The following is an 11,836-nucleotide window of genomic DNA, read 5'->3' as shown; positions in this document are numbered from 1 at the left end:
AGTCGACATTGATGTTGGCTGACCCACCGCTTTCGCGAGCAGGCTCGCTCCCACAGGGGATGGTGGTGATCTATTAATAATCGAAGAACACCGTCTCGGCATCAGTGCCCTGCAGAATCACATTCCACTGGTAAACACCCGAGGCGTCCTGCTTGGCCAGCAGGGTACTGCGACGTTCCGCCGGTACGCATTCGAGCAACGGATCATCAACGTTCGCCGGCTCGCCCTCAAAGTAGATCCGCGTCAGCAAGTGCTTGACCAGTCCACGGGCAAACACCAGCACCACCAGATGCGGCGCCTGCGTCGAGCCTTTCAGGCCCTCTACGCTACCCGGTTTGACCGTGGTGAAGCGGAAGCGCCCTTCTGCATCCACCGGCACCCGGCCAAAGCCTTCGAAATGCGGATCGAGCGGTTTGTCCTGCTCGTCTTCCGGGTGGTCGTACTTGCCGGCGGCATTCGCCTGCCAGACTTCAAGCATGGCGTCGTTGACGACATCGCCATTGCCATCCACCACCTGCCCGGTGATCGCCACACGCTCGCCAAGAGTCTGATCAACGGTGAGGTTTTCGCGGTTCAGCCAGGTCAGGCCGATGTGGTAGTACGGCCCGACGGTGTGGGACGTGGTCGCAGTCAGCGTCATCTTATTTCTCCATCGGCGTGGCTTCACGCCCGCGCAGCACGATGTCCCAGCGATAACCGAGGGCGTAGGACGGAATGGTTTTTTCCAGATCGAAACTGGCGATCAGGCGTTCCTTGGCCGAAGTGTCCGGCACGCAGTTGTAGATCGGGTCGTAGGCCAGCAACGGATCGCCCGGGAAATACATTTGCGTGACCAAACGGGTGAGGATGCTCGGCCCGAACAGCGAAAAGTGGATGTGCGCCGGACGCCAGGCGTTGTGGTGGTTGCCCCACGGGTAGGCGCCAGGCTTGATGGTCTGGAATTGATACCAGCCATCGGCATCGGTGACGGTGCGGCCGGTGCCGGTGAAGTTCGGGTCCAGCGGCGCATCGTGCAGGTCGCGCTTGTGGTTGTAGCGGCCGGCGGCGTTGGCCTGCCAGATTTCCACCAGAATCCCCGGCACCGGCAGACCGTTTTCATCGAGTACGCGGCCATGAATGATGATGCGTTCGCCCTGTGGCTCGCCTTCATGCTGGGCGGTCAGGTCGTTATCGGTGTCGCCCACGCGCTCGGCGCCGATGGTCGGTCCGGTGATTTCCGACAGCGAGTGCGGCAGAAACACCAACGGTTTCGACGGCGAGCGCAGGTTAGTGGATTGATAGGTCGGGTGCAGGTATTCAGGCTGCGTGCCTTCCTGCGGACGACGGTAACCAGGCTTGTCAGACATGTCGCTTTCCTCTGTTCTTTTTCGTCACGGCTTGCGTCAGACGCGTTCGATGGCCAGGGCAAGACCTTGGCCGACACCGACGCACATGGTCGCCAGACCTTTCTTGCCACCGGTTTTTTCCAGCTGATGCAGGGCAGTCAGCACCAATCGTGCGCCGCTCATGCCCAGCGGGTGACCCAAGGCAATAGCGCCACCGTTCGGGTTGACCTGCGCGGCATCGTCCGCCAGACCCAGTTCCCGCAGCACCGCCAAGCCTTGGCTGGCAAACGCTTCGTTGAGTTCGATAACGTCGAAATCGCTGACCGCTACGCCGAGGCGCTCGATCAATTTGCGCACCGCTGGCACCGGGCCGATGCCCATCACCCGCGGCGCGACACCGGCGCTGGCCATGCCGAGCACTTTGGCGCGGGCGGTCAGGCCGTGTTTTTTCACGGCTTCGGCGGAAGCCAGAATCAGCGCAGCGGCACCGTCGTTGACGCCGGAGGCATTGCCGGCGGTGACGGTTTTGTCCGGGCCGTTGACCGGTTTCAACTTGGTCAGCGCTTCAATCGTGGTGTCGGCGCGCGGATGTTCATCCTGGCTAACCACGGTTTCGCCCTTCTTGTGGGCAATCCGTACTTCAACAATTTCTTCGGCGAAGTAGCCGGCAGCCTGCGCGGCGGCGGTACGTTGCTGGCTGCGCAGAGCGAAGGCGTCTTGATCGGCGCGCGAGACTTTATAGTCGTCGGCGACGTTGTCGGCAGTCTGCGGCATCGCGTCGACGCCGTACTGCGCTTTCATCAACGGGTTGATGAAACGCCAGCCGATGGTGGTGTCTTCCAGTTTCATGTTGCGCGAAAACGCCGCGTCAGCCTTGCCCATCACGAACGGTGCGCGGGACATCGACTCGACGCCGCCGGCAATCGCCAGTTCCATCTCGCCGCTGGCAATCGCTCGGAACGCCGTGCCGATCGCATCCATGCCCGAAGCGCAAAGACGATTGAGCGTCACGCCCGGCACGCTGTCCGGCAGGCCCGCCAACAGCAGCGCCATGCGCGCGACGTTGCGGTTGTCTTCGCCGGCCTGGTTGGCGCAACCGAGGAACACTTCATCGATGGCGCTCCAGTCCACCGATGGATTGCGTTCCATCAGGGCCTTGATCGGCACCGCGGCCAGGTCATCGGCGCGCACGGCGGACAGTCCGCCACCGAAACGGCCAATGGGTGTGCGAATCGCGTCGCAGATATAAACGTCACGCATCATGCTTCTCCCGGTGCCTGACCGTGGGCGGCGGCGGTGCGCGCTTCGAGATCGCGCAGCGCGGTCAGTTCGACTTCAGTCGGTTGCGCAGTGCTCTCGACGTTGTCGGCAAAACGGATCGCCCAACCGGTGGCCGCGACCACTTGCTCGCGGGTCACGCCCGGGTGCAGTGCGGTGACCACAAATTCGTGGGTGCCCTCCTCCGGTTCCATGATGCACAGGTCGGTGATGATCCCGACCGGACCGGCGCCCGGCAGGCCCAGACGTTTACGCGAATCGCCGCCCTCGCCGTGACCGACCGAGGTGATGAAATCGAGCTTGTCGACAAACGAACGCGCCGACTGTTTAAGGATGATCAGAACGCTTTTCGCCGAACCGGCAATTTCCGGCGCGCCACCGGCACCCGGCAGGCGCACTTTCGGCGAGAAGTAATCGCCAACCACGGTGGTGTTGATGTTGCCGAAACGGTCGACCTGCGCGGCGCCGAGAAAACCGACGTCGATGCGCCCGCCCTGCAACCAATAGCGAAAAATCTCACCGGTCGGTACGACAGTGTCAGCGGTTTCAGCGAGTTCGCCGTCACCAATGGACAGCGGCAGCACGCTCGGCTTGGCACCAATCGGACCAGATTCGTAGATCAGCACCACGTCCGGCGACGAGGTCAGGCGCGCAAGGTTGGCGGCTTTCGACGGCAGGCCGATACCGACGAAGCATACCGAGCCGTTCTTCAGGCGACGGGCTGCGGCGACGGTCATCATTTCATTGGTGGTGTAAGTCATTACTTGGCCTCCGAAGCAGCGGCCAACTTGGCCTGGAACGCGCTGAAGTCAGCGCAGCCATGGATGTATTCGTTGATCCACGCGGTAAACGTCTCACGGTCGCGGGCGATCGGATCCCACGCCTGATAGAAACGATTGTCACGCTCGGTGTAACCGTGGGCGTAGGACGGATGTGCGCCGCCGGGTACATGGCAGACCGCGCTCAAGGCCCAGGTCGGCAGGACGCAGGCGTTCATCGGCGCCTTGAGGTCATCGACAATTTCTTCGACGGTGACGATGCAGCGCTTGGCCGCCAGTGCGGCTTCTTTCTGTACGCCAAGGATGCCCCACAGCAGCACGTTGCCTTGGCGGTCGGCTTTCTGTGCGTGGATCACGGTCACGTCCGGGCGCACCGACGGCACCGCCGCCAGCACTTCACCGGTGAACGGACAGGTCACGGTTTTGATCAGTGGATTGACCTTCGGCAGGTCAGAGCCGGCGTAAGCACGCAGCACCGCGAATGGCAGGCCGGAAGCGCCGGCGACGTAGGCATTCGCCAGGTCGGCGTGGCTGTGCTCTTCGATTTCGAGAGCGTGCGGCCATTGCTTCTCGACCGCGTCGCGCAGACGGTGCAGCGAACCCACACCCGGGTTGCCGCCCCAGGAGAAAATCAGTTTGCGTGCGCAACCGGCGCCGATCAGTTGGTCGTAGATCAGGTCAGGCGTCATCCGCACCAATGTCAGATCTTTCTTGCCCTGACGAATGATTTCATGACCGGCGGCCGTAGGGATCAGGTGAGTGAAGCCTTCGAGTGCGACGGTGTCGCCGTCGTTGACGAATTGCTTCACCGCGTCGTGCAGCGAAAGGATCTCAGCCATGGAGCGGGCTCCTGTTTTTGTAATGAATCGCCAGTGATAAAAAGGCGCGAGGTTCAGCGCCGGAGTCACTGCAGATTAAGCCTGGGAAAATCGCCAAACAATCCGATAATCGACTGAGTGTTCGTTTATCGAACAGATTGTTGTCAGCCTATCGGTTCGTGTTGCCTGCAAAAGATCGCAGCCTTCGGCAGCTCCTACAGGGTTACGCGTTCACATGTAGGAGCTGCCGAAGGCTGCGATCTTTTCGCTTTACATCGAAATATCAGGTCGCATCCGCATGACTGACCATGCCCTTGATCACCACCGCTGTGGTGGCCAACGCCGCCGGAATCACCAACGCCGTCAACACCTGCTCGAAATTCCAGCCCAGCCCCAGCAACGTAGCGCCCATCCACGCGCCGAGAATCGCGCCAAAGCGGCCAATCCCCAGCATCCACGACACGCCAGTCGCCCGCCCCTGCGTCGGATAAAACCGCGCCGCCAGCGACGGCATCGCCGATTGCGCACCGTTCACGCACATCCCCGCGACCAGCACCAAGGTCGCCAGCAAGGTGATGTTGCCCAGGCTCTGCCCAACCGCGTAGGCAAACACCCCGGCCAACAGGTAGAAAATGCCGATGACCTTGTGCGGATTGAAGCGGTCCATCGCCCATCCCACCGCCACCGCGCTCAACACCCCGCCAAACTGGAACAACGCACCGATAAACGCGGCCTGCTCCATGCTCGCGCCGCTGTCACGCATCAGCGTCGGTAGCCAACTGGTCAGCAGGTAAACGATCACCAGGCCCATGAAATAGGTCAGCCAAAGCAACAAGGTGCCGGTGCTGTAAGTGCCGGAGAAAATCACCGCGAACACGTTACGTGCCTTGACGGTTTTCTGTTCCGGCACGCTGAAACTGGAGGCTTGAGCGACGGTGACCGGATCGATCGGTGCCAGGGTCTTGCGCACTTTGTCAGTGCCACGATTGCGCACCACCAGATAACGCGCCGATTCCGGCAGCCAGAACAGCAGCACCACGGCGAGGATCAACGGCAGAACCCCGCCAATCAGCAACAGGCTGTGCCAGCCGAACGCCGGAATCAGCTTGGCGGAAATAAACCCGCCACCGGCCATGCCCAGGTTGAAGCCGCAGAACATGCTGGTCACCAACAGCGACTTCTTGCGCTCCGGGGTGTATTCCGAGAGCAGTGTGGTGGCGTTCGGCATCCCCGCGCCCAAGCCAAGACCGGTCAGGAAGCGCAGCACCAGCAGTTGTTCAACGTTAGTGCTGTATGCCGAAGCAAGGCTGAAGGCGCCGAACAGAACCACAGCGCCCACCAGTACGACTTTTCGTCCAAAGCGGTCAGCCAACGGGCCGGAACCCAATGCACCGAAAACCATGCCGATCAACGCAGCACTCATCACCGGGCCGAGGCTGGCGCGGTCGATGCCCCAGTCCTGCGACAGCGCCGGGGCAATGAAGCCCATCGCGGCAGTGTCGAGGCCATCGAGAAAGACAATCAGGAAACACAGAATCACCACCCGCCATTGATAGCGCGAGATCGGTTGGGCATTGATGAAGGTCTGCACGTCGAGGCAGTTACCCACAGCGGACTGAGGCTGGTTCATTATTTTTATTCCACGCAAAAAACGCAGTCGAACGGCGACCGGCCAAAACGCGGCACGGTCACAAGAATAGAAGGTCTGGATCAGGCGTTGCGGGAAACCCGGCAACAGCGGGTGGAGCGGAGACAGTCGGAGAGCGTGCGCATGGTGAGTTGCCTCTTGTCATTATTATGGGAGTCGACAGTCCGGCGGGCTCATTCACATCAGCGCCGGATGACGCTGCCGCGACATTAATGATCCGAGGGTTTTAGCGTCAATTCGATAAACGCAACACTGTGCGTTTATCGAACAGCTTCATCAGGCGAACAGCTGTGCACTGAGGTCGCGACTGGCACTGAGCAGGCCCGGCAGGAAGCGCTGCTCCAGCTCGGTGCGACTGACGCGACCGGCGTGGGTACTGACGTTGAGCGCCGCGACCACCTGGCCGGAAGCGTCATAGACCGGCACGGCAATCGAACGCAGGCCTTGTTCCAGTTCCTGATCGACGATGCACCAGCCCTGCTGCCGCACTTCCTGCAGGCATTCGAGCAGCGCGTCAGGGGTGTGAATCGTGCGGCTGGTCTTGGCGACCAGTTCGGCGTGATCGAGGTATTCACGCAGCGATGTGTCATCGAGTGCTGCCAGCAGAATCCGCCCCATCGACGTGCAGTACGCCGGCAAACGACCGCCCACCGACAGGTCCACCGAAATCAGCCGCTGCGTGGTTGCCGAGCGGGCGATGTAGAGAATGTCGTCGCCTTCGAGCGTGGCCATGTTGCAGGCTTCGTGCAGTTGCTCGCTCATGCGGTCGAGGTACGGCTGGGCGGATACTGCCAACGGCGTCGACGACAGATAAGCGTGGCCGAGGGTCAGTACTTTGGGCAGCAATGAGTAGGTGCGACCGTCCGTGGTGGCGTAGCCGAGTTTGATCAAGGTATGCAGGCAACGGCGCACGGCGGCGCGGGGAATTTCCGTGCGGTGACTGATTTGGGCGATGGTCAGATGGCGTTTACGCTCCTGGAACGCCTGCACCACCGCCAGACCACGGGCCAGCGAGGTCATGAAGTCCGGATCACCGGTCAGCGCCTGGATGCGTTTGGCCGGTGAGGCGACGATCGGCGGCGCCACGGAGGTGAAAGAGTTGCGCATTTGATCGTTCATTTCTTGTCCTTCTATACGGCACGGATCAATGGGCTATACAAACGGCTTGCCGACCAATGCACAAGCGTCGGGCCTGCAAGATTGGGCGATTATCGAACCGCCGACCGATAATCGCAATCAGCTGTGCAGGTCGCCTCAAACCCTTTCCGGGGTTGGCAACTTCGGCCGTTATTTGAATCACCGCCTAAGTTGTTCGACTAAATGACGCCAAAAACTGATCGCACGGCAAATAAGGGCCAGCGTGCACTGCAACTAGCGACAAAAGTTGCGAGTCACAAAACAATCACACATCCAGAACCGTTTTTAACTTGGCAAAGATAGTCATTCCCGAATCGACCGCTATAATGCACCTCAGTGGCACCTCGTTTTTTTATCGTCGAGGTTTTCACTCGCTGCGGCGATGTCCATCGCCAACAGCCCGGCCAGCGCCTGACGCGCATCATTCATGCAACGCCTGCGCTCGCTGAAACAGGAAACTGATGCTGCGTCAGTTTTTATCTGGTGCCGTAGCCGCCTGTAACACGGAAGTCTTGATCGCCCCACCGATTACACCAATGCCTGTCCGGGTGTTGGATGCTCGGTGGCTTCGTTCAATCGATTCGTTGCAGTGCGTTTCACCAGACACTTAACTCAACTCATACAGGTAGCACTGTGACGAAAGACGAACTGCGCGCGGAACTTGAGCGCCAGGAACAACGTTACAAGGAAGTTTACGGCGGGGAAGTCACCACCTACGCCGCTCAGCCCGAACCGGAACGCAAAGCGTGGCGTAAACGCCCGACCGTTCAGGATCAGGTCTTCAAGCAAGAAATCGAAAAGATCGAAAAGGAACTCAAAGCCGAAGAGCCTTGAGCGACGGTGTTCGTTGCTTTTGAAGGTTTGCGTCCATACCGGCTACGAGCGCGGTGGAACGACGATGCCTTGCGCGCCCGCTACCCGCGGGCAGCGGCCATCAACCGGTCTGGCAGACTGAGGACGGGCGTCCTACACGTTTCACAGATATTTCAGACAAGCGTTTGAGACCCTTGCGCATGGCCGAAATTACCTGCAAAACAATGCTTTTACTAACAAAATCAATGACTTGAAAAACCATGCAAAACGCTAGGTTTTCATGTGCTGCAACAAATTAAATCGAAGAAGTGCGTAACCGATGAGCAGGTAGGGCATCGATTTCCAGTCTTTTCTGGCATAATCGCGCCCCCTTACGACCGGGTCAGAAAACCTTCATGATCGATTTATTCAGCGGACTGGATGCTTGGGTGCTTGTGAGCCTCTTGCTCGCCCTGACGTTTGTCCTCGCCTTCGAGTTCATCAATGGATTTCATGACACCGCTAACGCGGTAGCCACTGTTATCTACACCAAAGCCATGCCGCCTCATCTGGCAGTGTTCTTTTCCGGTGTGTTCAATTTCCTCGGCGTGCTGCTGGGTGGCGTTGGCGTGGCGTATGCCATTGTCCACTTGCTGCCGGTGGAACTGCTGATCAACGTGAACACCGGCCATGGCCTGGCGATGGTGTTCTCGTTGCTCGCCGCGGCAATCACCTGGAACCTCGGCACCTGGTACTTCGGTATCCCGGCGTCCAGCTCACACACCCTGATCGGCTCGATCCTCGGTGTCGGCCTGGCCAATGCCCTGATCAACGATATCCCGTTGGCTGACGGCGTGAACTGGCAGAAAGCGATCGACATCGGCGCCTCGCTGGTGTTCTCGCCGATGGCCGGCTTCCTGATCGCCGCGCTGGTGTTGATCGGCCTGAAATGGTGGCGCCCGCTGTCGAAGATGCACAAGACGCCGGAACAGCGCCGCAAGATCGACGACAAGAAGCACCCACCATTCTGGAACCGTCTGGTACTGGTGATCTCGGCCATGGCCGTGAGCTTCGTGCACGGCTCAAACGATGGCCAGAAAGGCATCGGCCTGATCATGCTGGTGTTGATTGGTATCGTGCCTGCGCAGTTCGTTCTCGATCTGAACAGCACCACCTACCAGATCGAACGCACTCGCGATGCGACCCTGCACCTGAGCCAGTTCTACCAACGCAATGCCGATTCGCTGGGTGAATTCCTGGCCCTGGGCAAGAGCGTTGAAGGCGACCTGCCGGAGAAATTCCGCTGCAACCCGCAGCAGACCGAACCGACCATCACCGCCCTGCTGCACACGCTTAAAGGCGTAGCGGACTACCACTCGCTGTCTTCGGAGAGCCGTGTGGAGGTTCGTCGCTACCTGCTGTGCCTGGACGACACTGCGAAAAAGGTTGGCAAGCTGCCTGGCCTGGAAGCCCGTGAAAAGGCTGACCTCGACAAGCTGCGCAAAGACCTGACCACCACCACTGAATACGCGCCGTTCTGGGTGATTCTGGCGGTCGCGCTGGCTCTGGGCCTGGGCACCATGGTTGGCTGGAAACGCGTGGTATTGACCATTGGCGAGAAGATCGGCAAGCAGGGCATGACCTATTCCCAGGGCATGTCGGCGCAGATCACCACGGCCAGTTTGATCGGTATGGCTAACATCTTCAGCCTGCCGGTGTCGACCACGCACGTTCTGTCCTCGGGCGTGGCGGGCACCATGGTTGCTAACAAGAGCGGCCTGCAGGGTGGCACGGTTCGCACCATTCTGTTGGCTTGGGTGTTGACCTTGCCGGCGACGGTTGCGCTATCGGCTGGGTTGTTCTGGCTGGCGTCGAAGGCGCTGGGTAGCTGATAGATAGCGGGACATGAGAAAGGCGCGATTCGAGAGGATCGCGCTTTTTTTGTGTTTGGGGTTTTGGGATTGGATTGGGGGCATATCCGTTGCTGCGGTAGTTGCCGCTGGCGGTTTCGCTCTTACAGCGACTCACTTTTTCAAACGCCAAAAAGTAAGCAAAAGGCTTTGCCCCTGGCGTACGGCACTTCGCTGAGGCTCAGTGTTCCCTCGCTACGGTGTCCATCCGGGGGCATCGCCTACGGTTTGCTTCGCTGCACCTCCTCTCGATGTATGCGGCTTCGCCGCACGGCGCTACGCGCCTCCCCCCGGATGAACACCTACGCTCGGCCTGCCGATGGGGCAAAAAAGCCAGATCAAAAGCCAGATCAAGAGCCCCTCACCCTAGCCCTCTCCCGGAGGGAGAGGTAACTGATCGAGGTGTTTGGCAGAAGTACGCCGACGTGCGATACCGCGCTGAACTCAGGCTTTGAAAAGCACAAAAATCTGCCCCCTCTCCCTCGATTGATGGGACTGATCGAGGTGTTTGGGAGAGCTACGCCGACATGAAATACCGAGCCGAACTCAGATTCTGAATCAGATCAAGAGCCCCTCACCCTAGCCCTCTCCCGGAGGGAGAGGGGACTGACCGCGGTGTTTGGGGGAGGTACGCCGACGTGCGATACCACGTTGAACTCAGATTCTGAAAAGCTCACAAATCGGCTCCCTCTCCCTCGGGAGAGGGCTGGGGTGAGGGGCGAATCCAACACCGAACCAAAGCCGAACACCCGCTCTTCACCACTCAATAGGCCGAGTGTCAGCTCGCCTGCTCTTGATCTTGATCCACGGGCGACGTCGGAAGGCTGAGTGGAGGGATTGATCCGGGCGTGGGAGCGCAGCGACCGTTTGGCGCAGCCAAACACAGCGAGAGGAGGTGCAGCGAAGCAAACCGGAGACGCTGCGCCCGGATCGATCCCGCAGCGAAGGAACCCCGAGCCCCAGCGAGCGGGCCGCACGTAGGAGCAAGCCTTTTTGGTTACTTTTTCGGCGTCTGGAAAAAGTGACCCGCCGTAAGGGCGGAACCCTAAGCCGCCGTTACCGCAGCAACGGGTATTCACAAAGCCCACCCACAACATGGTCGGCCCACAGGCCGCCAAGTCAAAAAAAAGGGGCAACCGAAGTCGCCCCAAAATGCCTTGCGTGCTCATCAATCCAGAAGAATCACTTCTTGCGCTTATTCGCATCCTTCCAGATAAAAAATCCAAACCCTGCAAAAAACAGAACCATCAGCCCTACAGTCAGGACCCCGGCAAACACCACGTTATCGAAAAACATGACTGGCCTCCTGGCCCCTGCTCTGCTGCGATGGAACTAAGTTACCAAACACACAGGCGCACAAATTGACCGGGATCAATACCAGCAACGAAGGAGAGTAAAGGAGGGAAAATAACTGACCTGCATCAACGGATGCAGGGGAAGATCAACGCTTTTTCGGCTTGTTTTTCGACTTTTTCTTGGCTTTTCCCAACGGCATCGCCTGCTCGAAAGCCTGGCGCACTTCGTTCAGGCGCTTCTCTTTAATATCGTGCACGCGCTTGGCGCGTTCAGTGCTGAGGTCGATCAGTTTGTCGTCTTGGCTCATGGCGTCAGCATCACTTGAAAGAATCACAACTGCCACATCACCGGCAGGACTGCGCCAATAATGCAGCCTCAGCCGCGCGCTGACCAGCCGGCGAGTCCCACGCGGTACAACGACTCAGATCTCGATATCGACCCACAAGCCCTGACGCGGCTGATCTTCCATCAGCGGAACCACCGGCACGGTGTTGTCGGCATTCAGTTCGGTGCCAGGCACGGCCAGATGCTCTTCGGGATCTTCATCGGCTTCGCGGCGACGGCGATCACGTTCTTGCTGACGGCGCTGTTCTTCGCGCGCCAGCAATCGATCCTCTTCCGGATCGCGCTTTTGCAGATCGATCGTGCTTTCGTTGGAGCTTTCCTGCACCGGCACCACCGGAGGAATGTCCGGCCGCTGGCGGATCGGATCCTGCTGGGAAGTGATCGGCACAGCGCTCAGGGGGAGCATCGGTGGCAACATATAAAGGGTCTCCTGTCAGCAGGCTATCGGCTGCGGCAAAGGCGCCTTGAGCCGTCGGTCGCAAACTTGTGACCGGGTTAACACTCACCG

General features: G+C 59.6%; 12 protein-coding genes. 2 read left to right on the top strand and 10 right to left on the bottom strand.

Annotation, left to right across the window (positions count from 1 at the left end; translation table 11 throughout):
- Positions 1–73 precede the first annotated feature (73 nt).
- The 7 genes from pcaG to pcaR all read right to left on the bottom strand — a co-directional run bounded on the left by pcaG (position 74) and on the right by pcaR (position 6,967).
- A complete protein-coding gene (gene pcaG, locus HU718_RS07550) occupies positions 74–640 on the bottom strand; it encodes a protocatechuate 3,4-dioxygenase subunit alpha (RefSeq protein WP_150730693.1) in 567 nt (188 codons plus the stop codon).
- Position 641: 1 nt separating this feature from the next.
- Positions 642–1,346, bottom strand: coding sequence for a protocatechuate 3,4-dioxygenase subunit beta (gene pcaH / locus HU718_RS07545; protein WP_008080089.1), 705 nt, complete (start codon positions 1,344–1,346; stop codon positions 642–644).
- A gap of 36 nt (positions 1,347–1,382) precedes the next feature.
- Positions 1,383–2,588, bottom strand: a complete 1,206-nt coding sequence (gene pcaF / locus HU718_RS07540; protein WP_186612608.1) for a 3-oxoadipyl-CoA thiolase — start codon at positions 2,586–2,588, stop codon at positions 1,383–1,385.
- Positions 2,585–3,364, bottom strand: coding sequence for a CoA-transferase subunit beta (locus HU718_RS07535; RefSeq protein WP_095049151.1), 780 nt, complete (start codon positions 3,362–3,364; stop codon positions 2,585–2,587). The genes pcaF and HU718_RS07535 overlap by 4 nt, the downstream gene beginning before the upstream one ends.
- A complete protein-coding gene (locus HU718_RS07530) occupies positions 3,364–4,221 on the bottom strand; it encodes a CoA transferase subunit A (protein ID WP_064393052.1) in 858 nt (285 codons plus the stop codon). Before HU718_RS07530 ends, HU718_RS07535 begins: the two co-directional genes overlap by 1 nt.
- 262 nt (positions 4,222–4,483) lie before the next feature.
- Positions 4,484–5,830: a 4-hydroxybenzoate transporter PcaK gene (gene pcaK / locus HU718_RS07525; RefSeq protein ID WP_095119182.1), complete on the bottom strand. Its 1,347-nt coding sequence runs from the start codon at positions 5,828–5,830 to the stop codon at positions 4,484–4,486.
- A 294-nt stretch (positions 5,831–6,124) separates the two neighbouring features.
- Positions 6,125–6,967, bottom strand: coding sequence for a pca regulon transcriptional regulator PcaR (pcaR, locus tag HU718_RS07520; RefSeq protein WP_007917109.1), 843 nt, complete (start codon positions 6,965–6,967; stop codon positions 6,125–6,127).
- A 651-nt stretch (positions 6,968–7,618) separates the two neighbouring features.
- Between pcaR and HU718_RS07515 the strand changes: the two genes are divergently transcribed.
- Together HU718_RS07515 and HU718_RS07510 are read left to right on the top strand one after the other, a co-directional pair.
- A complete protein-coding gene (locus HU718_RS07515) occupies positions 7,619–7,819 on the top strand; it encodes a hypothetical protein (RefSeq protein WP_008080067.1) in 201 nt (66 codons plus the stop codon).
- Positions 7,820–8,193: 374 nt separating this feature from the next.
- Positions 8,194–9,669: an inorganic phosphate transporter gene (locus tag HU718_RS07510; protein ID WP_016982821.1), complete on the top strand. Its 1,476-nt coding sequence runs from the start codon at positions 8,194–8,196 to the stop codon at positions 9,667–9,669.
- Between the two features lie 1,200 nt (positions 9,670–10,869).
- On the opposite strand, the gene ccoM is transcribed toward HU718_RS07510, so the two are convergent.
- The 3 genes from ccoM to HU718_RS07500 form a co-directional block, all read right to left on the bottom strand.
- On the bottom strand, positions 10,870–10,983 hold the full coding sequence (ccoM, locus tag HU718_RS29865) for a cytochrome c oxidase subunit CcoM (RefSeq protein WP_003222396.1): 114 nt from the start codon (positions 10,981–10,983) through the stop codon (positions 10,870–10,872).
- Between the two features lie 145 nt (positions 10,984–11,128).
- Complete coding sequence (locus HU718_RS07505; RefSeq protein WP_007918490.1) at positions 11,129–11,290, bottom strand: hypothetical protein; 162 nt, start codon at positions 11,288–11,290, stop codon at positions 11,129–11,131.
- Between the two features lie 114 nt (positions 11,291–11,404).
- The gene (locus tag HU718_RS07500; RefSeq protein WP_003222394.1) at positions 11,405–11,746 is read right to left on the bottom strand and encodes a hypothetical protein; all 342 of its coding nucleotides are present in this window, start codon (positions 11,744–11,746) and stop codon (positions 11,405–11,407) included.
- Positions 11,747–11,836: the final 90 nt, after the last annotated feature.

It is taken from the genome of Pseudomonas tensinigenes, from assembly GCF_014268445.2.
In the GTDB taxonomy this organism is placed as follows: Bacteria; Pseudomonadota; Gammaproteobacteria; order Pseudomonadales; family Pseudomonadaceae; genus Aquipseudomonas; species Aquipseudomonas tensinigenes.
This window is presented reverse-complemented; position numbering and strand designations above follow the sequence as displayed.